Origin of the sequence: Halohasta litorea (assembly GCF_024494645.1) — an archaeon.
In the GTDB taxonomy this organism is placed as follows: Archaea; Halobacteriota; Halobacteria; order Halobacteriales; family Haloferacaceae; genus Halohasta; species Halohasta litorea.
The window spans coordinates 25,340-50,385 of record NZ_JANHDJ010000007.1 but is presented as its reverse complement, the minus strand read 5'-3'; the positions used below and the strand labels follow the sequence as shown (position 1 = coordinate 50,385).

Sequence of the window (25,046 nt, the reverse complement as noted above, 5' to 3'; positions counted from 1 at the left end):
TCAGTACGCGAGGGTAAAATCCCGGCCCTTACGTCAGCGTCAACAGCAGCCGCGTCGGCGACTCCAGATAGCCGACCACCTGCTCGACGAACGCCGCCGCCTCGGTGCTGTCGACCGCCCGCGGGTCGACCGACAGCGACAGCGGCAGCGTCTCGCGGGCGACGACCTCGCCGTCCGCAACCACGGGCCGCAGTTCGACCGCACCCAGTGCGAGGCTCGCGGTTTCGGCGTCGAGGGGGAGCGTCGCGTACTCGTCGCCGATCGCGCCGGGGGTTGTCACCGTGAACGTGCCGCCGGTTTCCTCGGCGGTCAGCTCGCCTGCTTCGGCTCGGTCCAGGAGGTCGCCGATCTCGTCGGCCAGTTTGAGGATCGTCTTCTCGTCGGCGTTCCGCACGACCGGTACCGCGAGGCCGTCGTCGGTGGCGACCGCGAGGCCGATGTGGTACTCGTCGCTGGTGGTGACCGTGTCGTCTTCGTCGACCGTCGCGTTGAGCGTCGGCCGCTCGGCCAGCGCTCGGACGACCGCCTTGATAAGCAGCGGGAGGAGCGTCAACTCCACGCCGTGGGCTTCGGCATGGGGTTCGAGTTCCGCGCGGAGATCGGTGAGTTCGGCGACGACCGCGGTGTCGTAGTGGGCGGCATGGGTGACTGCCCCCGCCGATCGCGCGGCTTCTTTGTCGGCCATCCCTGCGCCGCTGACCGCCTCGCCGCCTTTCGAGACGGCCGACTTGCCGCTCGGCGTGAACGGTTTGGGACCGGACTCGGCTTTGGATTCGGATTTATCCGTTATGCCCGTGCCGCTGACGGCCTCGCCGTCTTTCGAGACGGCCGACTTGCCGCTCGGGGTGAACGGCTTCGGTCCGGCCGTCCCGTCTTCGGCCTCGTCCGTGCTTTCGGCTACCGCACGAACGTCATCCTCGTTGATTCGGCCGCCGGTTTCCGACCCCTCGATGCTGGCGATGTCGACGCCCAACTCGCGGGCCAGTCGCCTGACTCGCGGCGGGGCGAACACCCGCTCGTCGGAGATCGTCACTTCCTCGGCTGGCTGGTCGGTCGGTTCCGGTTCGGCCTCGCTGTCGGCCGCAGGCTCGGCCTCGGCGTCGGCTGATTCGGCGTCCGCCGACTCGTCGGCCTCCATACGGAGGATTTCCGCGCCGACCTCGACGGTCGAGCCCTCCTCGACGAGCAGTTCGGTTACGGTCCCGGCGTTCGGTGCGGGGACTTCGACGACCGATTTTTCGGTTTCGACTTCGGCGATGGGCTGGTCTTCGCTGATTGTCTCGCCAGCCTCGACGAGCCATGTCACCAGTTCGCCGCTGTCGCTCTCGCCGAGGTCGGGGAGCGTGAACGGTGTGTCTGTCATACGTGGACTATCGTCGACCTGTGGGATACTTGCAGCGATTCCGACCGTCCCATCGGGCTACCGCTCGAAGACCTTCTCGCGCTCGCGGGTGGTGGTCTTCGAGTCGGAGACGAACGTGGTGTAGGCCCAGTAGACGCCGTACAGCAGGAGTCCGACAAACAACAGCGACAGCGCCAGCTGGAGCCCCCAGAACACGATACCGATTACGACGCCGAGGAGCCAGAGGGCGATCCGCAGCAGGATCAGCGCAAGGATGACGACCCCTGCACCTTTGAGGAGGGATTTCGTGTCTACCATACCATCCCATTGGGTCCGCATATCAAAGACGTTGTGGGAACACAAATCGGCGTTGGAGCGACCACTGGCGTTGGCCGCTCGTTCTCAACGCATGTTCTCGTCGACCGGTTTCGGTGCGGTGAGTTCGCCGTGGCGCACCGCGTCCTGGAGACCGAGCTCCGCGATGTTCCCGCCGTGTTCGGCCGTGCGTCGGACCCTGTGTAACACCGGCCGCAGTTGGGCCGCGTCGCTCGTCGCCCCGAAATCGTCCACGAGACACGCGATCGACGCACAGAGCTCGTCACGAGCCACCAGCGCCTCGTGGGCGGTCTCGGCACCCGCGTCGCCGACGATGACCGCGACGCCGTCGGCCACGATCGACCGGGCCTCCTGGCCGAACGTCCGGACCGCTTCGAGGGCCGACTCCGGCACCGAACCGTCGACCGCCGGGCTCGTCGTGGCGATCCCCTCGGCGTGGTCAGCGACCCGCTCCAGTTCGCGTGTCGTCTTCCAGCGTTCGAACAGCTCGGGGCGGCTGTAGCCCAAGGCGTCGACCTCGTCGAGCCGCCAGAGGGCCCGTCGAAACGACCGGTCGATCATCGCATACAACCGATCGGCCTGATCGTCCCGCGTCGCCAGATGCGTCGCCGAGTCGTCGGTCAGCGACTCGATGGCGGTCTCGTGCATCGACAGCGCGATGAATTTGAGCTGGCGAACCGACTGGCTAACCGAGACCTCCTCGCGGTTCAACAGCACCTGGACGGTGATCTCCGTCTCGGCGGCCTCGACGACCGAGACGCCGGTCAGCTTCTTTGCGACCGCCTCGACAAGCCGCCGTTGGCCGGTACTGAACTCGCTGTCTGCAACGAGCGTGAGCTCCTTTATCCCGGCCGCGTAGGCCGCCCGGAGCACCCCTTCGAGTCGCTCGGTCTCGTCGCGGGCGATCCGCACCGTCGATTCCGTGTGGTCCGTCGAGTCGGACTCCCGTGTCTGAATGGCGAGGATGCCATCGCGGTGCCGGTGGATATTGACGACATCGCCCGGTGCGACCCCTTCTGATTTCCCCCACTCTTTCGGTAGCGAGACGGTGTAGGTGCCGCCGCCGACCGACTGGATTTTGCGTGTCTCCATACTCAGTCCTGGAGGCGCTGCCGGTGGGAGCTCTCCACACCGCTTGCGGCCCGAGTTCGATCCGTCGACACGATGATCACCCGAACTTGCCGGTGATGTAGTCTTCGACCCGCTGGCTTTTCGGGTTCTCGAAGACCTGATCGGTCTCGCCGTACTCGACGAGCCGACCGCCGGTGAGGAACACGGCGGTCTGATCCGAGATTCGAGCCGCTTGCTGCATATTGTGGGTGACGATGACGACCGTGTACTCCTCGGCGAGCTCCTCGATGAGGTCCTCGATCTTGGCGGTCGCAATCGGATCGAGCGCGGAGGCCGGTTCGTCCATCAGGATGACCTCGGGGTCGACCGCGAGACAGCGGGCGATACAGAGCCGCTGTTGCTGGCCACCCGACAGGCCGAGCGCGTTGTCGTCGAGCCGATCGTTGACCTCCTCCCAGATCGCGGCCTGCCGCAGCGACCGCTCGACGATTTCGTCCTCCTGGTCGCTGTCGTCGCGGCCGGTGAGTTTGGCCAGCAGATCGGTCTGGACCGTACCGTGTTTCCGCGGGCCGTAGGCGATATTGTCCCGGATCGATTTCGGGAACGGATTGGGGGCCTGAAACACCATCCCGACCCGCTTGCGGAGTTCGACGAGATCGAGTCCGTCCTGATAGATATCTTGGCCCTCGAAGGTGACCGTGCCGTCGACCTCGGCGGCACGAATCCGGTCGTTCATCCGGTTGAGACATCGGAGGAACGTGGATTTTCCGCAGCCGGAGGGCCCGATCAGCGCGGTGACGCTCTGCTCGGGGATCTCGATCGAGATATCGTCGAGCGCCTGGTCGCTGCCGTAGTGGACGTCGAGGCCGTCGACGCTCAGCTTCGGCTCGCCCTCGAAGGCGTAGTCGGTCCAGGAGTCGGGCGTGTCCTCGTGTCGGTCTGTGGTTTGCGGTCGGTCAGCGTTCTCTGCGACTGTCGTGTCGGTGGGTGCGTTCGCACCGAGTGATGATGTGTCTGTCATGCGTTGAGTCTCCGTCGGAAGTAGAGCCGCGAGGCGATGCCGAGCGCGTAGAACGACAGCACGACGACCAGCAGGACGAAGGCGGTCGCCCAGCCGAACGCGGCGGCGTTTTCGGCCGAGACGCCCGCGGTAATGGTCGCATACAGCTGGTAGGGCAGCGCCGGTGCGCTTTCGAGCAGCGCGTCGTTGGCGACGAACGGCGGACTGCTGATGAACTCGAAAGAACCCAGGACGTTGGGCGCGTCGTCACGGAGCCCACCGGCCATCACCAGCAGGATCGGTGCGGTTTCGCCTGCGATCCGCCCCACGCCGAGGATGACGCCGGTGAGGATTCCCGGCATCGCGGCGGGGAGGACGACGCTGCGGATCGTCTCCCACCGGCTCACGCCGAGGGCTGCACTCGCATCCCGGTATTCGTCGGGAACGGCCTTGATCGCCTCCCGTGAGGTGATCAGACACAGCGGCATCAGCATGAAGCCGAGGACGAGCATTCCCGAGATCAGTGAGGTCGTGCCGCCGAGCCGCGGGATGAGGAAGGCGTAGCCGAACAGCCCGTAGACGACGCTGGGCGTACTCCATAGTCCGTTGGTGGCGATCTCGACTGCGCCGACGAATCGGCCCTGTTCGGCGTACTCGGTGAGGAAGATCGCCGCCGCGACCGCCACCGGAACGCCGGTAATCACCGCACCGATCACGAGCCAGATCGTCCCCATGATCGCCGGGAAGACGCCGTTGACGACCTCCGGCCGGAAGGAGTAGCCGTTGGTGACGAAGGGCCACTCGAAGGGCACGAGCGAGAAACCCTCGAAGGCCGGACCGATGCCTTTCGAGGCGATAAACAGCAGCAGGGCGACCAACACCGCGATGATGCTGACCGCGTTGATTCCAACGAGCAGGTAGGCGGCGGTCTGTCGACCTTTGCTTCCATACCCCTCGTAGGCTTTCGCGCCGCCCCACATCGTGACGAGCGTCGAGGCGGCGAGCAGCAGCGGGATCGCCATCGAGCCCGTCAGTGTCGCCGAAAACCCCTCGGGTTCCCACGCGAAGGCGGGGGTGATGATCCCGGCCAGGATCGCCACAGCGACCCCGATAGCGGCGACTCCCGGCGGGAGCGTCGAGCCGATATCTTCGGGCGCGAGGGCGACACCGGCGAACGTCACGCCACCGACGAGGGTGGCACCCAGGAGCCAGCCGACCGTGCCGAGGCCGAGCGACTGGGAGGCGACGAGTCCGGCGAGGGCGAACGCCCCAAGACCGAACAGGGCTGCGGTGACCGCTCCGGGCGTCGCATCCGGGCTCGTGTTGAAAACACCCGTTCGCGAGCCGATACCGAGGGAGACCGTGCCGACACCCATCAACAGCAGGCCGCCCGCGAGGAAGTCGTAGAGACTGATCCCGAGGATCGTCGTCTCGGCGGTGACGACCTGTGTAACGCCCACAAGCGAGAAGACGAACGTCACCAGTCCCAGCCCGACGACCGCCGAGGCGAGCCGTTCGGCGGTGGAGGTGTTGTCGACGACCAGCTCCGACTCCGCTGTGTAGCTCATTGGCCACCCCCGAGCTTGCGGTCCATCCGAAGCTCGATGCGTCGGGCAGCGATACTGAGGACGAGGACCGTCACGAACAGCACGACCCCCGCGGTGAACAGCGCGTTCATGTGGAGGCCGTTGGCGTTACCGTACTGGCTGGCGATCAGGCTCGTCAGCGTCTCGGTGTTATCGAAGACGTCCTGGAGGGGATCAGGCAACACCTGGCTGTGGCCGAGGATCACGGTCGCGGCCATCGTCTCGCCGACAGCCCGCCCGATCCCGAGCAGGACCGCCGCCGAGACGCCCGACAGCGCCGCCGGAAGCGTGATCGACTTCATCGTCTGCCACTCGGTCAGCCCCATCGCCACCGCGCCGTCTCGCATCGCGTCGGGGACGCTGGTGAGCGCGTCGTCAGCGACCGAGACGACCGTCGGCAGCGCCATCAGGCCGATCACGAGGCCGACCAGAAACAGGCTGCCGAGGTTGGCCATCTCCAAGTTCTCGTAGAGGAACGTGTTCAGCACCACGAAGCCGAGATAGCCGTAGACGATCGACGGAATCCCGGCCAGAATCTCGACGCCGGGTTTGACCGTTTCCCGGACCAGCGGCGGGGCGATCTCAGCGAGGAACAGCGCGGCGGCGATCCCCAGCGGGGCGGCGATCGCCGTCGCAATCAGCGTCGTCACGAACGTCCCCCAGATCATCGGGATCAGCGAGTAGACGTGTTGGCTTGTGCTCCAGTAGCTCTCGACACTCGGGATGAGCGTGACGCCGAAGACCTCAACCGGCTCGGTGAAGCCGAACAGCCGCACACCCATCCGCTGGAGAACGGGGAGGGCTTCGACGAACACGTACACCGTGATCAGGCCGAGGATGAGGATCGTCGAGGCGGTAGCGAGAAACGTCAGCGCGCGGGCGGTCTCGGCCTGGTGGGCGTACCAGCCGTAGCCGGTGACTGCCAGGAACCCGATCAATGGGATCACTGCGAGCGTCGAGTTCAGGACGAATAGAACGAACGTGGCGAACAGACAGCCAGCGCCACCGGCGGCCAGCGATCCGATGTCGCGGTCGACATCGGACAGCCGTCCCAACCGTGTTTCGAGGTCGAACAGGGGTAACTCAGTCATGTATTGAATGTCGTATGAATACCGTCAGCGAAACCGGGGTCGGCTGTGTCGCTCAGTTCGACGGCTCGGGGAGTTTGTCGAGCTCTTCCTGGCGGCGTTCGTCGGTCAGCGGCAGGTAGTCGGCGGTCTCGACGAACATCTGCTGGCCGTAGTCGCTCAGCAGCATGCGGATAAATGCGGCCTCCTTGTTCGAGGTGCCGTCCCACGTGTAGGTGTGGAGCGCCCGCGACAGCGGGTAGTCCAGCGAACCGAAGTCGTCGGGGTACTCGAACAGCTCGCCGTCGATTTCGAGGTCGATCGCGGGCGTCGAGTCGTCGACGAACGCCAGGGCGATGTAGGCGATCGCGTTGTCGGCGTTGTCGATGTCGGTTTTGACCTGCTGGTTCTGGCCGCGGCGGCTGTCGACGCCGGACATCGAGGCGTCGGGGTCGCCCAGCACGTTGGCGCGGAACGAAGTATCAGTCCCGGAGCCTTCGGCGCGGCCGATCGCCTGAATGTCGCGGTCGGGACCGCCGAGTTCGGACCAGTTGGTAGTGCGGCCTTGGTAGATGTCTTGGATGTCCGTGAGCGTGAGTTCGGTGACGCCCGCCTCGTAGATCTCCGAACTGACGACGACCGGCTGGGCGTCGACTGCAACGACGTGGTCGGTGAACGACGAGAGTTCCTCCTCGCTGCGGTCGGGGAACTCCGCGCTGACCGGCGCGCTGGCGTCGCCGATGTCGACCTGGCCGTTTTCGAGCTTTTCGAGGCCGACACCGGTGTGGTTGAGGCCGATCGAGGTGAAAAACGGCGGGGTGCCCTCCTCGCCGCTGGGTTCGAAGCCGTAGAGTCCCGCCCAGTAGTCGGCCATGTTCTTGTCCGTGTCAATGCCGTACTGGCCGGGCCCCCAGTACTCCTCGTCGCTGGCCGGCGCGTTGCCGTTCCACAGCGAGCCTGCCTGGCTCGTGATCGGGTAGACCGTCGAGGAGCCATCCGCGGTCAGCGGCTCGGTGTCGCCGCTTTCGCTGCCGTCTGCGGTGTTGGAGCCTTCTCCACCCGCACAGCCCGCAAGACCTGCGATCCCTGCGGCACCCGAGGCGACCATGAATTTGCGGCGCGTTACGATCTCGGACAGACGCTCTCCGTCTCTCGTCATCACTTGTCTCTGGGGTAGTTTTTATTAAATCGATTTATAATAGAAATATAGTCGAGTGTGTAGACTCCGTTCGGCTATTACCGCTCTCATACGGATATTGTAGAATATATACCAGTCAATAGCGTCCGGAGCGGTGTTCTCGTGTCATCGGTCGTCCGCGGATATACAGCCCTAAAGCCGCCACCCCCATTGTGCTGGTATGGTTCCAGCACAGCGGGTCGATTGGTGGGTTCGGTTCCGTTTGTGGGTCGGTTTCGCAGTACTCCACCGGTTCGGGCGCTGCCGCCAGGTGGTCATCGGTGGGTGAGACCGTTCGCCGAGCGGTCGACCGCCTCCGGCGAATTATAAACAACCAGTCGATCGTCATCCTCGCGGTGATCGCCAGCACCTTCTTTATCGGCTTCGGCGGTGGGGTGGTGTTTCCAATCCTGCCGAACCTCGGCACGCTCCTCGGCATCTCGCCGTTCGTCGTCGGCGTCATCCTGAGCGCGAATCGGTTCTCTCGGCTGATCGCCAACGCGCCCGCCGGGAGTCTGGTCGACCGGATCGGCACGCGAACCCCCTTTGTTGTCGGGATGCTCATCCAGAGCGTCGGCACGGTCGGCTACCTCGTCGCCCTCGTCGCGCCGCTGCCCGAGGCGTGGTTCCTGGTCGCCCGGATCGGTTGGGGAATCGGTAGTGCGCTCGTGTTTGCGACCGCCTACACCATCGCCGCCGACCTCAGCGACGGCGGCTCCCGCGGGGCGAACATGGGGCTGGTCCGCGGCGGCGTCCTCTTCGGGTTTCCGACCGGCGTGGTCCTCGGCGGCGTTGTCAGCGAACTCGCCGGGACGATGGCCGCCTTCGGGCTGGCGACCGCCTTCGCCTTCGGCGCGACCCTGCTGTCGTATTTCATCATCCCGGAGACCCACGTCGACAGCCCGGGCACCTCGGCCCCGCCATGGGATATCCACACCGCGCTGCCGACGCTCACTGTTGGGGTGACGAACTTCGTCGTGCTGTTCGTCTACATCGGCGCGCTGTTCGCCACCCTCGTGCTCTTCTTACCGGCCATCGAGGTGAGCGTCTTTGGCCTCGGCCCCCAGGGCTCGTCGGGGATATTCATGGCCGTCACGGTGCTGTCTGCTGGCCTGTTCATGTTCACTGGTGGCTACGTGAGCGATCGTCGACAGTCCCGTGTCCCGATCCTGCTGGGGTTTCTGGTGACGACCACGGTGGGTTTCACCCTGCTGGCGGTCGCTGACTCCGTGGTTTCGCTGGCGGTCGCCTGTCTCGCCATCGGAGCCGGACAGGGTGGGACGAGTGGTCCGCTGATGGCACTCCTTGCGGATCTCACGCCGACCGACCAGATGGGCCGGGCCGTCGGGACGAACAACGTCTTCGGGGATGTCGGCGGTGGATTGGGGCCAGTTGTCACGTTGCCATTGGTCGACACTGTGGGATTCGTGCCGATTTATGCCGTCTGTGCCGCACTGCCGTTAGTCGCAGCGGTCGTACTGGTCGGTGGGATTCACCGCGAAACAGGACAGTTCGTTCCCGCCGTAGGTTCTTGATCGGCTTTTAAAATCACTCGGCAGCCGCTGCAGTCGCTCGCGCTTCGTCGACGCTTTGGCCATCACGCACCAGCGCATCTACGAACAGCTCACCCGCCTTGTAAGACGACCGCACCATCGCCCCCGAGGCACAGTAGAGAAAGCCTAACTCCTCTTCGGCGACTGCCTGCCACGTCTCGAAGGCGTCAGGGTGGACGTAACTAAACACGTCGAGATGCGACCGCGAGGGCTGGAGGTACTGGCCGAGGGTGACGATGTCGACGTTCACCTGCCGGAGATCAGAGAGCGTCTGGTAGATCTCGTGGGCGTACTCGCCGACGCCGAGCATAAGACTCGTCTTGGTATATATATCGGACTCGCGGTCGACCTGCTTCAACACGTCCAAACTCTGCTCGTAGTTCGCCCGACGATCACGGACGGGCCACTGGAGGCGGTCAACGGTCTCGATGTTGTGGGCGATCACGTCCGGTTCGGCGCGGATGATCTTCCGCACCAGTTCGGGTTTGCCCTGGAAATCCGGGATGAGGACTTCGACCAGAATCGACGGATCGCGCTGCTTGATCTCCCGAATGGTTTGGGCGAAGTGGCCCGCGCCCTGATCGGGAAGGTCGTCGCGGTCGACCGACGTAAGCACCACGTAGTCGAGACCGATCTCGTCGACCGCTGCCGCGACGTTGGCGGGTTCCTCGGGGTCGAGCGGCTCCATCCCGCCGGTTTCGACATCGCAGAAGTTACAGCCGCGCGAACAGCGATCGCCCATCAGCATGAACGTCGCCGTGCCGGGGCCGTCTCGCCCCGACCAGCAGTCGCCGAGGTTCGGGCAGTTGGCCTCCTCACAGACGGTGTGGAGGTTCCGGTCTCGCAGCGTCGACTTGATGTCGGCGAACCGCTGGCCCGACGGGGGCCGCATCTTCAGCCAGTCGGGCTTGCGGCGTCGACGGCGTGCCATACGCCGTATTCCGTCGCCGCCAGCAAAAGCATACGGATCAGTCACTCCGACCGGAAGGAAACGCCTTTGATTGGGCGGACCCCCTCACGAACCAATGAGGCCCACCGCCGGTGAGTCGACGTGAAGGTCGCCGACGCAGTCCCCGATTTCGCCGACGCCTTCGGCTTCGAGGAGTTCAACCGGATGCAGCGGGAGGCCCTGCCCGCCATCCTGGACGGCTCCGACAACATCGTCGCCAGCGCGCCGACCGCCTCCGGCAAGACCGCGCTGGCCGAACTCGCTATCTGCCGGACCCTCCGGGACGACGGCACCGCGCTGTTCATCGCGCCCATGCGCGCGCTGACGAACGAAAAGGAGGCCGAATGGGACCGGTTCGAGGAGTTGGGCTATTCGGTATACGTCGTCACCGGCGAGCGCGATCTCAACCCCCGGCGGGCCGAACGCGCCGACATCCTGGTGATGACCCCCGAAAAGACCGACTCGGCCACCCGGAAACACGATTCGCCGCGCTACTCGTTTATTACTGGTGTCGACTGCGTCATCGTCGACGAGGTGCATCTCCTGGATTCGGATGGTCGCGGCGGCGTCCTGGAAGCCACCGTCTCGCGGCTCCGGCGGCTCTGTGATCCCCGGATCGTCGCGCTCTCGGCGACAATGCCCAACATCGACGACGTGGCTGGCTGGCTCGATGCGCCGCCCGAATCGACCTTCGAGTTCGGCGACGACTATCGCCCGGTCGACCTCCATTCTGACGTGCGGACCTACAGCCACGGCGACAACGCCTTCGCCGACAAATACCGCCGCCTCTACGCTGCGCTGGACATCGCCGAACCCCACATCCGCGAGGACGGCCAAGCGCTCGTCTTCGTTTCCTCCCGCCAGGACGCGGTCCGGGCGGCCGCCAAGGCCCGCGACGAGATCGCCGAGCGCGACATCCCGATGGGCGCGCGCGGCGACTACGACTTTCATACCGACGCCCAGGAGCTGAGCAACGACAAACTCCAAAAGGGCGTTCCCGACGGCGTGGCCTTCCACCACGCTGGCCTCGCCAAGGAGGACCGAAACCGGGTCGAACAGTGGTTCAAAGAGGGCAAGATTCAACTGCTGTTTTCGACCTCGACGCTCGCGTGGGGCGTCAACCTCCCGGCCCGCTGTGTCGTCATTCGGGACACGAAATACCACGACCCCCTCGAAGGCGAGGTCGACATCAGCCCACTGGACATCCTCCAGATGCTCGGCCGGGCGGGGCGGCCGGGGTACGACGACGTGGGCTACGGCTGGGTGGTCTGTGACCACGCCGACGCCGACAAATACCGACGGCTGCTTCGGGAGGGCAAGGAGATCGAATCCAGGTTGGCAGACGACCTCGATTCGCACCTCAACGCCGAAATCGCGATGGGAACGATCCAGGATCTCGATGACGTGATGAGCTGGCTCGAAACCACTTTCTACTACCAGCGGGCCCAGTCCAAACCGGCCGACTACGGCCTCGACGGGCTCCGCGAGCGGGTCCGCTCGACTCTCCAAACCCTCGTTGACCGCGGCTTCGTCGCAACCGACGACGACCTCGGCGTCGAGGCCACCGCGATCGGGACGCTGACCTCGAAATACTACCTCCGCCTCGGCACGGCTACGCGGTTCGCCAGCCTCACCGACCGCGAGCGGATCAGTGTTGAGGACGTCCTGGAGGCCGTCGCCAGCGCCGACGAGTTCGATAGCGTCTCGGCCCGTCAGGCCGAAACCGATGCCATAGACGAGGTGCTTCGCAGCACCAGCACCGACCTCGAAGACGGCCACCGGAAGGTGCTGGCGATTCTCCACGCCGGAATGGAGGGTACCACCCCCGCCGAGCTCCGGAGCGACGCGTGGGTCATTCGGCAGAACGCCCTCCGATTGCTGGCGGCGCTCCACGAGTTCCTGGACCGCTTTGCTGGCCCGCGGGCGGCCAATCTGGCCCGGCGGATCGAAGCCCGTGTCGACCACGGCGTCGCCCGCGAGGCGGTCGCCCTGACGGCCATCGACGGCGTCGGCGCGGGGCGGGCCGAAACGCTCGCGCAGGCTGGACTGACGACACCCGGCGAGGTCGTCGACGCTGGGGTGAGCGAACTCACCCGTGCGGGGATCACCGCGGGCGTCGCCGAGCGGATCGTCGAGTCGGCCCGCGACCTCCCACGGATCACCGTCGACTGGGGGGCGTTCCCCGATTCGATCGCCCGCGGCGAAAACGAGATGCGGGAGATCACCGTCAGCACGACCACCGGAAGCGCGACTGCAGGAATCCGAGTCACGGTCAACGGGGTCGAGATGAACGAAAAGCGCTGCTATGTGTCAGACACTACGACGGTCCCGGTTGGCGTCTTCGGCGCGGCCGAGGACCTCGAATTCACCGTCGAGGTCACGTTCCCTGACCTCCCGCTGCCACCGGTGCGGGCGAGTCGGTCGGTGACTGTCGAATAGAACTTGAGCCGACAATTGACAAAGGTTTAATATTTATAAATATAGTCATAACAGCATGGTGTTAGAAGGGTTTAAAAAGGAGGTCGACGTCCCTCGTCCCGAACTGGAACCGCTGCTCCAGCATCGGTTTCTCACACCACCCTACGGCTACGTGCTTGGTGTCCTTCTCTGGCCAGTCTTTGACGTGCTTATTTCTGTGTGGTTCGGCTTGTCGCAGTCCGGTCTCCTCTCGATCCCCGACCCTATCGGCGGCCTCGTCGTTTTGGGCGGCTTTGTGGGGACGAGCGTGAGTTCGGCACTCGTGATGGGTCTTACCGCCTGGAACACCCCGGACGAGCACCGTCGACGGTACTTCGCACTCCTGTTGTTGTGTCTCCTGTTCGGAATACTGCTGTTCCGTCTGCATACGACGTTCACGACGATCCTCAGATTCGAACTCGGGGTGAGCCTCTTTGCGTCACACGAACTATCGAAGATCGTCTTTCGCGGTCCGGCACTGGGACTCGTGTCCGCGTTCTACGCACTAGTGGTGTTGAGTTTCAGGTATCTTTTTAAATAAGAGACGGGTTGGTGCCGTAGATCGTTGGTTCCCAGTGCTGTTTGATCAGGGGTCTCACTTCGTACTGCGACCGAGAACTATTCTGGATTTATAACAGCGTCTCCCCTCGATACCGATCCAGCCGAGCAACGGACGGCTCAGTTCCTGCTACGCTTGTGGGCAATCTCGCGGTCGACAACGTCCGAGCTCTTTTTAAAGACGATGGCGACGACCACCGTGAAGACGACGGTGCCGAGGACGAACGGGCTGGCGATCGACTGGAGGGCGGCGAGGCCGACGGTGTACCACAGCACCGCGACGAGAACGACCGCCGAGAGCGCGACCAGTGCGACGCCGATGAGCTTGAAGAGCGTGTCACTCCCCGAATCAGCCGTCTGTGTGCCGGATTGCTGTGTCATACCCGAATCATCGACTGTCGATCACATAATACCGGACGCGCCTTCCCACTGCGTAGGAATCCCCTGCGGCCTCACAGCGGCTGGTAGAACGGGATCGGCGGATGCGGAAGGTCGACGCCCAGCAACATCAGCGCATGCTGCAGCGGGATGTAGCCCAGTAGGATGAACGCGACGCCGAGCACCCGGTGGAGCCGAGTTCGGGTGGTCGTCGACAGCGACTGAAACAGCGTCCCATATATAAACAACGAGGGGATCGTACCGAGCCCCAACACGGCCAGCGAGACCGCTCCACCGGCTGGTGATGCCTGGACGAACGCATAGAGGAAGGCGGGGTACAACAGCGGACACGGCAGCAGGCCGTGGAGCGCGCCCAGTCCGAGGATGCCCGGCCCGTCGACCGAGGCGTCGATCCGCGCGGTGAGGCGGCGCTGGACGGCCCGAGTGAGTGGCCCGAACAGCGACTCACCGGGCAGCGACAACACTCGCCCCCGAAGCAGGTAGTTCACCCCGGCGGCCATGATGAGCAAGCCGACCGTGAGGCCGACAACGATGTTGAGTTCGCGCAGGAGTGTCGTCACCTGTCCGACCGAGACGGCCACGAGCGAACCAGCCAGTCCGAAAAGGCCGCCGATGAGCGTGTAGCTCAGCGTCCGCCCCAGATTAAACAGGCCGTGTTGGCGGACCATTCCCACCGACAGCCGGTTCGACCGACTTTTCGACCCTCCACCGTCCATCCGGTCGGCATAGGTCGTCACCAGCGGGCCACACATCCCGAGACAGTGGGCGCCGCCGAAAAGGCCGATCAGGAAAAAGACACCGAGGCTGACGGTCGCACCGTCGAGCGCACCTGCCGGGCCCGACGGCGTACACGTCTGGAGGAGTACGGGGAAGACCATCAGTGGATCTCAGGCGTAGGCGTCGACGACGGTTTCGAGGTCGGAGACGACCCCCTCAACGTCGAGTGTTTCGCCCCGATAGGCCCGCTCGACGACACCGTCGGGGTTGACGAGGAACGTAATCGTGATGTGGGTAAACTCGTAGGTCTCGCCGCCGCCGGTCTTCTCGAAGCCGATGCCCAGTTTGTCGCCGACGACTTCCTCGGCGCGCTCGTCGCTCTCGGGCCGGAGGTAGTGCCACCGCTCGTGGCCGTGGCGGATGCCCATCTCCTCTGCGTGGCTGTCGAGCTCTTCGGGGGTGTCGCGGGTCGGATCGAACGTAATCCCCACCAGATCGACCGCATCGAGCAGTTCGCGGTCGGCTAGCGTCGACTGGACGTTGGCCATCCCACCCATCAACAGGAGACACTCGGCCGGACAGAACGCATAGAAGCTGGTGTACAGGCCGGGCCGGTCGCGGTCGGCCGACGAGTAGGGTTCCTCGGCGAAAACCTCGGGAAGGGTAAAGTCGGGGAACGTCTGGCCGTAGGCCGGGTAGCCCAGATCCTCGCTGTCGGCGAGTTGGTCCTCCGGTTCGTCCAGGACAACGTTTGTCGGTCCCGACTCGAAAAGTCCGGTGAGACAGCCCGCGGTCGCCCCGACTACTCCGGCCGCGCCCGCCGCGGCCGCTCGCCGAAGCACGCTCCGTCGTTGCATTTGCTGTACAATACCGTCCGACACCAAAGTACGCTCTGGTCGACCTCTCGAATCCGCCACGCGGTCTTCGAGGCTCGTACCAGATTCGTTAACTCGCTACTATCTCTCGTATTCGTATGGTCGTTCCACCCGAGACCGAGGCGGATCTCGATCGACGAACCGTGCTGACAGCCGTCGGCGGCGGGCTGGTAGTCGGGCTCGCGGGCTGTACCGGCGGGGGCGACGATCTCCCGGCGGCAGTCACCCTTGACGAGAGCCAGAGCTGCGATCAGTGTGGGATGGTGATCCAGGAACACCCCGGTCCGACCGGCCAGGTGTTTTTCGAGGACCACCCCGACCGCGACGGCCCGGCGTGGTTCTGCAGCGGCACCTGTACCTACACCTATCGGTCCGACCGGGTCGCTGAGGACGCCACCCCAATCGTCACCTATCTCACCGACTACAGCGAGGTCGACTACACCGTTGAGGGCGATGATCAGCCCGCGATCTCGGCGCACCTCGCCGCCGAGAACTACGAGGTCGAATCCGCGCTCTCGGTGGTCGCCAACAGCGAGGTCATCGGTTCGATGGGGCCGGATCTCATCCCCTTCAGCGACGAGGCCGATGCCGAATCCTTCGCCGAGGAGTACGGCGGCGAGGTGCTGGCGGCGACCGACGTCGACCGCGAGTTGGTCGACAGCATCAAATCCTGAAGCGTTTTTAAATCGTTAGTGCGAGTTGGACCGCTCCGGCGACTACCAGCAGGCCGCCGCCGAGCCGCCGACCGACGACCGACAGCCGGGCCAGTTTCAGCTCGGTGAGTTCATATCCCATGCCGATGGCGAACGTCGACCCCAACAGCAGCGCCGCGATCGTCCCGCCGTAGGCCCCGATCACGATCATGCTCTGTGTGACTCCCGACCGGAGCGCGTTGAGCACGAGCCCGAAAAACAGCGGCGCAACACAGCCAACCGCGGCGATCGCGTATACTGCCCCGAACAGCCCGAAGCCGACGACGCCGGACCGCTGTTCGGGCAGGGGGATGTGCCAGCCGACTGCCGACCCCCGGAGCAACAGGAGACCGAACCCGATGAGGGCGATCCCCGTCAGCGGTTCGATCCACGTCACTAACTCCCTGACTGGCTCGCCGACCGCGGCGACCGCGGCAATCGTGAGGCCGACCACGACGAGCACGCCGACCGCCGCCGCAAGCCCGTAGACCGCGTCGTCGACCAGCGACTGGTCGTCACCGCTGGCTCCCAGATAGACGCCGACGTACCCCGGCAACAGCGCGTATGCACACGGCGAGAAGAACGTCGCCACGCCCGTGCCGACTGCAAGCCCGATCTCGTTGAGGAGGGTGCCGTTCATGAGCCCGGTATCCCGGAGTCGTCGACCTGTAGGTCGTCTCCGAGTGTGTTCAGTATTGTGTATCGTGTGCGATTGTAAACGTGCTGTTTTCGTCGCACCCTGACCGTCGCGGGATTCGACGGCCGTACCAGAGACGGTAAAGCCGCGAGTCGGCAAGGTGGAGTATATGCGAACGCCTTTCGGTCGACTGCTCGCCGACCACACCCTCGGTGTGGTTGCCGTCGGCCTGTTGGTCTGTGGACTCCTCGCGGGCGGCCTGTTCGTCGCCGATGTCGACGCCTCGGTGCCCGACCCGGTTCCGTTCGAGGACACCCGGTCTGTCGGCTTCGCCTCCGAGGTCTCGCTGGGGATCGACGACGACAGCCAGATTCCGCGGGCACAGGTGTTCTACTCGCAGTACCAGTACGTGATCGGCTACTACGGCGTCGAGACCGCGGCGGCAGCCTTCGACGAACCCACTCGCCAACAGCAGTTCGGCTACCCCGTCGTCACCTACGTCACCGCCTACGACGACACGGGGCTCACTCTCGACGCCAACGGGACGATCCACACCGACGACCGCCCCACGTGGGTCAGTGCCGACGAGGCGGCCTTCGTCGTCGATAGCGGTGCGTCGACGCCCGGCGGCCCGGTCGGCGTCCCCTTCGCCGACCGCGGCGATGCTGACGCGTTCGCCGAAGAGACCGGCGGGTCGGTGCTCTCCTGGACCGAGTTCACCGACCGCCCGATCGAACTCGACGACGCGTCGGTCGTCCGCGAGGGCGTCGACGACAAGCGGGCCGCAGCCGACGCCCGCGTTGCCGCCGACCGACCGCTCCTGAACCGCGAGGTAACAGCCGAACTCGACCCCGGCGACTCGATACAGGCCGCGATCGACGGTGCTCCCAACGGCTCGGGCATCCGGCTCGCTCCTGGCCGCTACGAGGGGCCGATCGAGATCGATCGCTCGATCACCCTCCGCGGGCCGGGGGCGACGATCGTGGGCAACGGCACCGGCTCGCCGGTTCGTGTGACGGCCGACGATGTGGGCATCGTCGGGCCTACAATCACCGGAATCGGCAACCAGACCCGCGACGAGTCGGCTGTCACCGGCGACGAGTGGGACGCCAACATCGAACTCGGCTACGGCCACGGCGATGCGGCGATCGCAGCGGTCGGCGCGCCCGGCGTCCACGTCGCCGACGTGACTGTCCCGTCGACGCCCGCCAACGGGGTGCTGTTGCGCGATAGCCCCGAAACAGTCGTCAGGAACCTCTCGGTGACAGGGCCTCCGAAATGGAACGACGGCTTCATGGGCGTGATGGCAATGCGGTCGTCGGTCGTCGTCGAGGACTCGACGTTCCGGGCTGGCCGCGATGGGATCTATCTCCACCGCTCGCCCGAGACCGTCATCCGGAACAACACGTTCCGGGCGAACCGCTACGGCGTCCACCTGATGCACACCTCCGACGCGGTCGTCGCCGAGAACCGCTTTGCCGACCAGGAGTTCGGCGGCATCACAATCATGACCGACCCTGCCCGGAACGCCATCGTCGGCAACGTCGTGGCCAACACCTCGAACGCCATCTCGACCAGCGGTTCGGACTCTTATATCGCCCGCAACATCGCCGTCGACAGCCGGATCGGAATCACGACCAGCGCGATCGGCTCGCTGTACGAGCACAACGTCGTTCGGAACAACACCTACGGAATGCGGACCGGCTCGGTGCTGGCGACCAGCCGGGTCTGGAAGAACGACTTCGTCGACAACGAGCATCACGCCGGAGCCAGCGCCGGACCGCTCCGGGTCTGGGCCCACAACGGTCACGGCAACTATTGGCAGGGGGCCTACGGGGAGGCCACCGGCGACACCTACGACCGCGCCTACGTCCCGACCGACTCCGTGGACGGCCAACTCCACCGCTCGCCCGCCCGGCGGACGGTTGCCGAATCACCAGTTAAAAAGGGGCTGCGGGCGCTCCGGGGATCGGCTCCAGGACTCCGCTCGGGGAGCGTCATCGATCCCGACCCACAGACCGACCCACAGAACCCCGCGTTGCTCCGCCGGTCGTCGACCGTCGTGACCCACGGGATCGATGCCCTCCCCACCAACGACACCACAGCCATGACTGCTACAGCCGACCCGTCAGCCGGTAGAAGCGAGGCCCAGCCATGACCACCGATCCGATTCTCGTCGGGGAGGGATTGTACCACGAGTACGGTGAGTTGTCGGTCCTGGAGGACGTCGACATCGCGGTCGCCCCCGGCGAACTCACCGCTATCGTCGGCCCCAACGGCACCGGGAAGACCACCCTGCTTCGGATTCTGTTGGGGCATCTCTCGCCAACTGCGGGTGAGGTCCGGTACACGGGCCCGGAGGTCGACCGGCCCATCGGCTACCTGCCCCAGCAGCCGTCCTTTCGGCCGCAGTTCACCGCCGCCGAGACGATCGCCTTCTACGCCGCGCTGCTCGACGAGCCCGCCGAGACCGAGGTAGCCCTCCGGCGTGTCGGACTCGCGGATGCCGCCGACCGCCGGGTCGAGGCGCTCTCCGGCGGGATGCGCCGCCTGCTGGGGATCGCCCAATCGCTCGTCGGGGAGCCGCCAGTGGCCGTCTTCGACGAGCCAGCCAGCGGGCTTGACCCGAGTATGGCAACCAGCGCTTTCGAGACGCTCGCCGACCGCGCGGCTGATGGCACTGCAGTCCTCGTCAGTTCCCACGATCTGTCGCTGGTCGAGCGGTTCGCCGACCGGGTCGTCTTCCTCAACCGCGGCTCGGTCGTCGTCAGCGGCTCGCCCGCCGAACTCGCCGACGCGACCAACGCGGAGACGCTCTGGGAGGTTTATGAATCAGTCATCCGGGAGCCTGCCGCTCGCCGGGAGGTCGAGGCATGACCGGCGCACGCTCGCAGTTTCGGACTCTCGTTGCCCGCGAACTCCAAACGGTGGCCCGGACCCGGATCTACGCCCTGCTGGCGGTCGGCGTTGCGGGCCTGCTGTTCGCACTAACTGCTGGCGGAGGTGGGGCCCAGACGGGCTACCTTCCGGCGGTCGTCGACCTGCTGTTGCCGCTGGAACTGCTGGTGCCGCTTGTCGCCATCGCCGTCGGCTACCGGAGCGTCGTCGACGATCTCGAACGCGGCGAACTCGCGGTCCTGGAGACCTACAACGTCCCCGCGTGGGTCTACGTCGCCGCCATCTACGTGGGGCGTGCGGCCGTTCTCTCAGCTGTCCTTCTCAGCGGGCTGCTGGTCTCGGGGTTGGTGATCGCCGTCGCCGCTGGCCCCGATACGACCGTCTTCGCCACCCACTCCGGCGTCGACTCGCCGATCCTCTGGGGGCGCTTCATCGTGCTCACGCTGCTGTTCGGGCTGGCGATGGAGGCGCTGGTCGTGTTGCTGTCGGTCGTCGCCCGGTCGGTGCGGGCGGCGATCGTGTTGGCGACCGGCGGCGTCCTCTTGGCCGCGGCGGGTGGCGACGCCCTGATCGTCCTGGGGTTGGCCGACGGCTGGCTCACGGAGTCGAACCTGCTGTCGGCGCTGGCGGTCGCGCCCAACAGCGCCTACCGGGGGCTGGTCTTCGAGACCGTCATCGGGGTCGCTTCGGCGGGTGAGGGCGGCTCCGCCGCGCCGCTGTGGAGCCTGTTCGGCCTCGTGGGCTGGCTCGTCGGCTCGCTGCTCGCGGCGACACTGCTGCTCTCCCGTAGGCACTTATAAAAGAGACCGCAGTTCTATCCGTCGGTCGGCCGCGGGTCGACCGCGAAGACGCCGTCGAACAGCCGCGAGAAGCCCGCACACAACTGGGCGAGCAGCGACGGTTCGACCGTCCGCAGGAGCCCGGTCGTCGATTCCGGATCGGCGAGGACGAGCCTGATCCGGTTGCCGTCCTCCCGCCGTTTGTCGACCAGCCCCTGCTCGACGAGGTGGTCGAGGTGCCACTCCAGGGTGCTGCGGGCGATGTCGATCTCCTCGGCGACCGCGTTCGGCGTGTTCGGCCCGTTTATAAGCAGCGTCACGAGGATGTCGCGGGCCGTCTCGCGGCGGGCGACCGCCAGCGCCCCGCGTTCGCCTTCGTCGTACTCCGGCGTGAAGTAGTGGGTCCGGCCGTAGAGCGGCTCCTCGACGATTTCGTCGTTTCGCTTGAGTTTTCGGAGATGGTACTGGACCTGTCCCGGCGCGAGGTCGAGCGATCGAGCCAGGTCGTTGAAATGGACGCCCGGATTGGCCGCGACGTACTCGTGGATCTTCTCGCGGGTCATCCGCCCTTCACCATCTCCGGTCTCCGTGGCCCTGCTGTGCTATCGTGTCGGCTCGCATACTCTCACTGTGTCGACCACCGCTTATAAGGCCGTATTCGATTCTCATCAGGTGAAAACAGCACATGCGGCCGTCAACGGTTCATAATCCGGCCGATACTCGAACCCGATTCGGCGACCGCCTTTTATAAAACCGGCTCGACCAGTGAGTCGAGTTTTTCGATCGATTTCCGGCCGCTGGTACGGCCACGGATTTGTCCCTCGCTGTCGATGACGACCGCCGTCGGGACGCTGCTCACGTCCAGTCGGTTGGCGACCGACAGCTGGCTGTCGACCCCCAGCGGCCACGCGCCGTCGTGGTCGGCCCACCACTCCCGAAGACTCGATTGTTCGACCGAGAAGCCGACCGGGTCGGTCGACAGCGAGACGAACCGCAGCGACTCGCGGCGGGTCTCCTGGAACTCCGTCAGGGCGGGCATCGAGTCGCTACAGACTTCGCAGCCGACCGAGACGAAGTCGACGAGCATCGGCCGGTTGCCCGGGACGGTGAGCGTCCCGGCGCTGCTCCCCGGCGCGTCGATTGTTTCGACAGTGAACTCGGCGGTCGGCGTATCGTCGATCGCCCCGTCGTCAGCCGCCCAGCCGCTGCTGGCGGCCCAGCCGCCGCCGACCACGCCCACTCCAGCGAGTCCGGCCAGTAGTCGACGCCGGTTCACGGCCCGCCTCCTGGAGCGTTGGCAGCCTCGTCGGGGGTCGTTCGACCGGCTGCCCGTGCGAGCAGGGCGAACGTGGCGACCAGTAGCACGGTGGCGATGTCGTAGCCGATCGAGGCCACCATTGAGGTCGCCTGAGCCCCGCCGAGGAGGCCACCGACCGCCAGCAATAGCGGGGCCGCACAGCTCACACAGGAGGCCATTCCGAGGGCCGCCGCACGGGCCGATCCGCCCTGGGCGGCCACCAACACCGCGACGATGTGGCCGAGCGCGAGGTAGGCGACCAGTTTGAACGGGACGACCGAGAGGCTCACCAGCCCGTTGTCGTAGAGGCCGATCGGCCCCCAGCCGGGCAGCGTCGACACCACGCGGAGCGTGGTCATCCCGGAACTAACATCGACCAGCCCGCTCAGCCACGCGATGCCGAGGACGTAGGCGATGCCGACGGCCCGCCCGAGCCACGGCCGCGGTCGGTGACGAACGGTTCGGTCGACCCAGAGGGCCGCGGCGACGCTCACACCGATCCAGACGGGCGGGTAGACGAACACCCGGAGATCGGTGATTGTCGGCCCGACGGCCGCCAGATACGCGCTGGTGGCGACCGCATAGATGCCGACCGCGAGGCCCGCCCCCAGGAGGGCGACCGTCGACGGCGATCGATCGATGAGCTCCTGGAGCATGCTCGTCGCGTCGAAGGCCATCCGACTCACGAGGTGTCTTCGTCCGCGGGGGTCTCGGGCGTGACGCCGATCAGACCGATGGCGAGGGCGAATGCCGTGAGACCGACGATCGCGAGGGTCAGCAGCATGTAGAGCTGTGGGTTGGTGTCGATCCCTACCAGCAGCCCCAGCGCGCTGCGGATCTCCCAGACGATAACAAACAGCATCCCACTGCCGACGAGGATGCCCGCCTTCGAGGTTCGGTTCATGCTCCCACCCCTCCGACAACGGCAGCGAGCCGACCCAGCAGCGGCTGGAGGCTGGCAACGAGTGGCTCAAGCGTCGCCCCGAGCGGCTCGATGATCATCGGCACCGGATCGACGCCGGGACCCAGGACCCCACCGCGGCTGATGATGCTCGCCAGCGGCAGCGAGTAGGCAAGCACCACGAGCACGAAGGCGATCCCGAACCAGAGTTTCAGGTTGTCCAGGATCTCCGGCGAGTCGTGAGCCCCCGACAGCGGCTCCGACAGCGGCTTGCCGAGCCCGCTCAGTTTCGGTGCGCCCGCACTGAGCGCGATGTTCGAGACGAAAAGCACCGTCGAGATGAAAAGCAGCGTGCCGCCGATAGCGAGCTGGAGCCGCAGTTCGGTGATCGAACCGAAGGAGGTGACGAACTCGAAGCCCTCGTACTGCGGCTCGGCGGTCCGCCGCGGGACGCCGAACAGTCCCATGACGTGCATCGCGTTCGACATTAGGCCCATCCCGACGAACCAGATGACGACCTGGGCCAGCGCGATCGGTCGGCTGAACAGCCGTCGATTCGTCAACTGGGGCCACAGCCAGTAGGTCGCCGCCATGAACGTCAGCGCGACGGCGGTGCCGACGGTGAGGTGGAAGTGCCCCGGCACCCAGATGGTGTTGTGGATGAGGTAGTTGATGTTCATCCCGGCGTTGATCATCCCGCTGAAGCCACCAGCGGCGAACATGAGTCCCGCGAGCATCATCCCGGTAAAGGCCGGGTCACGCCACGGCAGCGCCCGCAGCCAGCCGAAGAGGCCAGTGCCGCCCCGCTGTCGTGCGCCGTGTTCGACGCTTGCGACGACCGTAAAGGCCGTCAGCAGACTCGGCAGCAGCAGGAACATCGTGTTTGTCATTGCGATCACTTTGAACCCTTCCGCAATGCCGGGGTCGACGTACTGGTGGTGGATGCCAACCGGCGTCGACAGCAGGAGGAACAGCACGAAGACGCCGCGAGCGAGCGGATCGCTGAACAGCCGACCGCCCGAGATCGTCGGCAGGACAGTGTACCACAGCAGGTAGGCAGGCATGAGCCAGAAGTAGACGACAGGGTGGCCCCAGAACCAAAACAGCGTCCGTGTTAAGAGGGGGTTGATCTGGTCGAAAATCCCCAGCGACCACGGCAGGAGGAAAACGACGACCGCGATGGCGATGCCGATGGTCGCAATGTACCACATCAGCATCGTCGTCAGCACCATAAACGCCTGCAGCGGGATGCGCTCGTCGGGGTTTTCGGCTTTCCACGCTCGCCACGACCAGAACCAGTCGGCGCCTGCGAGCCAGGTCCCGATGACGAAGATCGTCAGTCCGCCGTAGAACAGCGGGTGGGCCTGCATCGGCGCGTAGAACGTGAACAGCACGTCGGCGCTGATGTCGGTCTGGGGGACGAAGCCGCCGAGGATGGCGACGACCGCCATCAGCGTCCCGGCGACCATCAGCCCGTACCAGGTCCAGGTGTAGCGGATAGACTCGACGCCCCGATCGAAACTCCGGACGGTCGCCCACGTAAAGAGCCCCACGAGGAAGAAGATGGTAAACGAGACCACCATCAGCACGCCGTGGGCGGTCAACACCGTGTAGTAGTCGGTCGAGTCGATCAGCCGCAGGATGTTCGTTCGGTGGAGCGCCTGGATAACCCCGAAGACCGCCCCGAGGGCCAGCGCGATGAAGGAACTCCAGAGTGCCGCCTTGACGACCGCCGCCTCCTTGGGGTAGTCATCCAGGAACGTCGGCGCGCCCGATTCGAGCTGCTCACTCATCGTTGCCTCCCTGTTCGAACTCGTCTTCCGGCTGGACGATCAGTTTGCCTTCCATCGTGTGGTGGCCGCCGCCGCAGTACTCGTTGCAGAGGATGCCGTACTCCCCGGGCTCGTTCAGCTCGACGGTCAGCTCCGTCACCTCGCCCGGAATCACCATCGCGTTGGCGTTCGTGCCGACGACCTCGAAGCCGTGGATCACGTCCGGCGAAGTCACGTAGAACGTCAGCGTGCTGTTTGCGGGGATCTCGATGGGATCGGGCTCGAAGATGAACTGCCGGGCGACCACGTAGGCCTCGTACTCGTTGTCACCCACCCGTTCGACCCGCGGTTCGGCGAACCGATCGTCCTCTTCGAGCGCAGTCGAGTCGATCGTCCCGCCCTCGTCGTTGACCATCTCGATCCCGACCGCCGTCGCCCCGTAGACGACCGTACTGATAAAGCCGATAATCATCACCATCGCCAACACGAGCCAGAGTTTCTCGTAGTTGTGAATGTTCATCTTATGCGAGGACTGTGAGATCGTTACCCAGGAACTCGACGAAGTACATGAAGACCCACATGACGCTGAGGATCGCGAAATAGATCAGTATCAGCGCCAGCGTTCCGTATGGGTCGAACTCGTCGTGTCCGATCTCCCTGACTGTATTCTCTCCGGACATTGTTGGTTGTAGTTTGCAAAACATTCTGTAAAAGTGAGTTCTGGATTCCCGCTGGCTGGGAATGCGGACAAAGAGTTATATTTCAAGCCTCGGTAGGCTGACCAAATGGTATCACCACGTACTGCCAGCCTCCTGAGTCTCGGTGCCCTCCCAGCGATCGCCTACTACACGCTGGTTTCGGACCCGATCGTGGCCGTCTCGCTGCTCAATATCGGTATTATCGCCACCTCGCTGTATCTCATCTTCACCCCCGTCTCGAACGGGGGCCACGGCCACTCGACGCACGCCTGAGGCCACGATGTC

Annotated in this window: 27 protein-coding genes; 8 read left to right on the top strand and 19 right to left on the bottom strand. The window is 65.3% G+C overall.

All coding sequences use genetic code 11. The features are described 5' to 3' along the window. Nucleotides 1-28: 28 nt before the first annotated feature. The 7 genes from NO877_RS15775 to NO877_RS15745 all read right to left on the bottom strand — a co-directional run bounded on the left by NO877_RS15775 (nt 29) and on the right by NO877_RS15745 (nt 7,561). Nucleotides 29-1,363: a dihydrolipoamide acetyltransferase family protein gene (locus NO877_RS15775; RefSeq protein WP_256397309.1), complete on the bottom strand. Its 1,335-nt coding sequence runs from the start codon at nt 1,361-1,363 to the stop codon at nt 29-31. Between the two features lie 57 nt (nt 1,364-1,420). Beyond that, on the bottom strand, nt 1,421-1,660 hold the full coding sequence (locus tag NO877_RS15770) for a hypothetical protein (RefSeq protein ID WP_256397308.1): 240 nt from the start codon (nt 1,658-1,660) through the stop codon (nt 1,421-1,423). A gap of 84 nt (nt 1,661-1,744) precedes the next feature. After that, nucleotides 1,745-2,770 (bottom strand): phosphate signaling complex PhoU family protein, encoded by a 1,026-nt coding sequence (locus NO877_RS15765; protein WP_256397307.1) that lies wholly within the window; start codon nt 2,768-2,770, stop codon nt 1,745-1,747. Between the two features lie 76 nt (nt 2,771-2,846). Next, on the bottom strand, nt 2,847-3,770 hold the full coding sequence (gene pstB, locus NO877_RS15760) for a phosphate ABC transporter ATP-binding protein PstB (protein WP_256397306.1): 924 nt from the start codon (nt 3,768-3,770) through the stop codon (nt 2,847-2,849). Further along, nucleotides 3,767-5,317 carry a phosphate ABC transporter permease PstA gene (gene pstA / locus NO877_RS15755; protein ID WP_256397305.1) on the bottom strand — a complete coding sequence of 517 codons (1,551 nt, stop codon included), beginning with the start codon at nt 5,315-5,317 and terminating at the stop codon, nt 3,767-3,769. The genes pstB and pstA overlap by 4 nt, the downstream gene beginning before the upstream one ends. Then, the gene (gene pstC / locus NO877_RS15750) at nt 5,314-6,426 is read right to left on the bottom strand and encodes a phosphate ABC transporter permease subunit PstC (RefSeq protein ID WP_256397304.1); all 1,113 of its coding nucleotides are present in this window, start codon (nt 6,424-6,426) and stop codon (nt 5,314-5,316) included. The genes pstA and pstC overlap by 4 nt, the downstream gene beginning before the upstream one ends. Nucleotides 6,427-6,478: 52 nt before the next feature. Then, nucleotides 6,479-7,561 (bottom strand): PstS family phosphate ABC transporter substrate-binding protein, encoded by a 1,083-nt coding sequence (locus tag NO877_RS15745; protein WP_256397303.1) that lies wholly within the window; start codon nt 7,559-7,561, stop codon nt 6,479-6,481. A 341-nt stretch (nt 7,562-7,902) separates the two neighbouring features. On the opposite strand from NO877_RS15745, the gene NO877_RS15740 reads away from it, so the two are divergent. Then, complete coding sequence (locus NO877_RS15740) at nt 7,903-9,114, top strand: MFS transporter (protein ID WP_256397541.1); 1,212 nt, start codon at nt 7,903-7,905, stop codon at nt 9,112-9,114. Between the two features lie 13 nt (nt 9,115-9,127). Here the strand turns inward: NO877_RS15740 and lipA are convergent, their stop codons facing one another. Continuing rightward, nucleotides 9,128-10,063, bottom strand: coding sequence for a lipoyl synthase (gene lipA, locus NO877_RS15735; RefSeq protein WP_256397302.1), 936 nt, complete (start codon nt 10,061-10,063; stop codon nt 9,128-9,130). 120 nt (nt 10,064-10,183) lie between these two features. Here lipA and NO877_RS15730 point away from each other — a divergent pair, with 120 nt between their 5' ends. After that, entirely contained in the window at nt 10,184-12,520 is a 2,337-nt protein-coding gene (locus NO877_RS15730; RefSeq protein ID WP_256397301.1) for a DEAD/DEAH box helicase, read from the top strand. Nucleotides 12,521-12,575: 55 nt separating this feature from the next. Beyond that, nucleotides 12,576-13,079 carry a hypothetical protein gene (locus NO877_RS15725; protein WP_256397300.1) on the top strand — a complete coding sequence of 168 codons (504 nt, stop codon included), beginning with the start codon at nt 12,576-12,578 and terminating at the stop codon, nt 13,077-13,079. A gap of 137 nt (nt 13,080-13,216) precedes the next feature. On the opposite strand, the gene NO877_RS15720 is transcribed toward NO877_RS15725, so the two are convergent. From NO877_RS15720 to NO877_RS15710, 3 genes are all read right to left on the bottom strand, one after another. After that, nucleotides 13,217-13,477, bottom strand: coding sequence for a hypothetical protein (locus tag NO877_RS15720; RefSeq protein ID WP_256397299.1), 261 nt, complete (start codon nt 13,475-13,477; stop codon nt 13,217-13,219). Nucleotides 13,478-13,548: 71 nt separating this feature from the next. Beyond that, nucleotides 13,549-14,373, bottom strand: coding sequence for a sulfite exporter TauE/SafE family protein (locus NO877_RS15715; protein WP_256397298.1), 825 nt, complete (start codon nt 14,371-14,373; stop codon nt 13,549-13,551). Nucleotides 14,374-14,382: 9 nt separating this feature from the next. Beyond that, nucleotides 14,383-15,069: an SCO family protein gene (locus NO877_RS15710; protein WP_256397297.1), complete on the bottom strand. Its 687-nt coding sequence runs from the start codon at nt 15,067-15,069 to the stop codon at nt 14,383-14,385. 116 nt (nt 15,070-15,185) lie between these two features. Between NO877_RS15710 and NO877_RS15705 the strand changes: the two genes are divergently transcribed. Further along, complete coding sequence (locus NO877_RS15705; RefSeq protein WP_256397296.1) at nt 15,186-15,761, top strand: nitrous oxide reductase accessory protein NosL; 576 nt, start codon at nt 15,186-15,188, stop codon at nt 15,759-15,761. A 7-nt stretch (nt 15,762-15,768) separates the two neighbouring features. Here NO877_RS15705 and NO877_RS15700 read toward each other — a convergent pair whose 3' ends face one another. Then, entirely contained in the window at nt 15,769-16,419 is a 651-nt protein-coding gene (locus NO877_RS15700) for a cytochrome c biogenesis protein CcdA (RefSeq protein ID WP_256397295.1), read from the bottom strand. Nucleotides 16,420-16,585: 166 nt separating this feature from the next. Between NO877_RS15700 and NO877_RS15695 the strand changes: the two genes are divergently transcribed. The 3 genes from NO877_RS15695 to NO877_RS15685 are packed head-to-tail and all read left to right on the top strand — an operon-like array spanning nt 16,586 to nt 20,114. After that, the gene (locus NO877_RS15695) at nt 16,586-18,574 is read left to right on the top strand and encodes a right-handed parallel beta-helix repeat-containing protein (RefSeq protein ID WP_256397294.1); all 1,989 of its coding nucleotides are present in this window, start codon (nt 16,586-16,588) and stop codon (nt 18,572-18,574) included. Next, on the top strand, nt 18,571-19,293 hold the full coding sequence (locus NO877_RS15690) for an ABC transporter ATP-binding protein (RefSeq protein ID WP_256397293.1): 723 nt from the start codon (nt 18,571-18,573) through the stop codon (nt 19,291-19,293). Before NO877_RS15695 ends, NO877_RS15690 begins: the two co-directional genes overlap by 4 nt. Beyond that, nucleotides 19,290-20,114 carry an ABC transporter permease subunit gene (locus NO877_RS15685; protein WP_256397292.1) on the top strand — a complete coding sequence of 275 codons (825 nt, stop codon included), beginning with the start codon at nt 19,290-19,292 and terminating at the stop codon, nt 20,112-20,114. The genes NO877_RS15690 and NO877_RS15685 overlap by 4 nt, the downstream gene beginning before the upstream one ends. Nucleotides 20,115-20,128: 14 nt before the next feature. On the opposite strand, the gene NO877_RS15680 is transcribed toward NO877_RS15685, so the two are convergent. The 7 genes from NO877_RS15680 to NO877_RS15650 all read right to left on the bottom strand — a co-directional run bounded on the left by NO877_RS15680 (nt 20,129) and on the right by NO877_RS15650 (nt 24,767). Further along, nucleotides 20,129-20,656 carry a winged helix-turn-helix transcriptional regulator gene (locus NO877_RS15680; protein ID WP_256397291.1) on the bottom strand — a complete coding sequence of 176 codons (528 nt, stop codon included), beginning with the start codon at nt 20,654-20,656 and terminating at the stop codon, nt 20,129-20,131. Between the two features lie 182 nt (nt 20,657-20,838). After that, complete coding sequence (locus NO877_RS15675; protein ID WP_256397290.1) at nt 20,839-21,369, bottom strand: TlpA family protein disulfide reductase; 531 nt, start codon at nt 21,367-21,369, stop codon at nt 20,839-20,841. Then, the gene (locus NO877_RS15670; RefSeq protein WP_425492959.1) at nt 21,366-22,067 is read right to left on the bottom strand and encodes a DUF7546 family protein; all 702 of its coding nucleotides are present in this window, start codon (nt 22,065-22,067) and stop codon (nt 21,366-21,368) included. The genes NO877_RS15675 and NO877_RS15670 overlap by 4 nt, the downstream gene beginning before the upstream one ends. Before the next feature lie 5 nt (nt 22,068-22,072). Continuing rightward, nucleotides 22,073-22,294: a hypothetical protein gene (locus NO877_RS15665; protein WP_256397288.1), complete on the bottom strand. Its 222-nt coding sequence runs from the start codon at nt 22,292-22,294 to the stop codon at nt 22,073-22,075. Beyond that, entirely contained in the window at nt 22,291-24,084 is a 1,794-nt protein-coding gene (locus NO877_RS15660; protein ID WP_256397287.1) for a b(o/a)3-type cytochrome-c oxidase subunit 1, read from the bottom strand. The genes NO877_RS15665 and NO877_RS15660 overlap by 4 nt, the downstream gene beginning before the upstream one ends. Then, entirely contained in the window at nt 24,077-24,583 is a 507-nt protein-coding gene (locus NO877_RS15655) for a cytochrome c oxidase subunit II (protein WP_256397286.1), read from the bottom strand. The genes NO877_RS15660 and NO877_RS15655 overlap by 8 nt, the downstream gene beginning before the upstream one ends. A 1-nt stretch (nt 24,584) precedes the next feature. Next, the gene (locus NO877_RS15650; RefSeq protein WP_379826596.1) at nt 24,585-24,767 is read right to left on the bottom strand and encodes a hypothetical protein; all 183 of its coding nucleotides are present in this window, start codon (nt 24,765-24,767) and stop codon (nt 24,585-24,587) included. An 81-nt stretch (nt 24,768-24,848) separates the two neighbouring features. Here NO877_RS15650 and NO877_RS15645 point away from each other — a divergent pair, with 81 nt between their 5' ends. Then, on the top strand, nt 24,849-25,034 hold the full coding sequence (locus NO877_RS15645; protein ID WP_256397284.1) for a DUF8131 family protein: 186 nt from the start codon (nt 24,849-24,851) through the stop codon (nt 25,032-25,034). Nucleotides 25,035-25,046 lie beyond the last annotated feature (12 nt).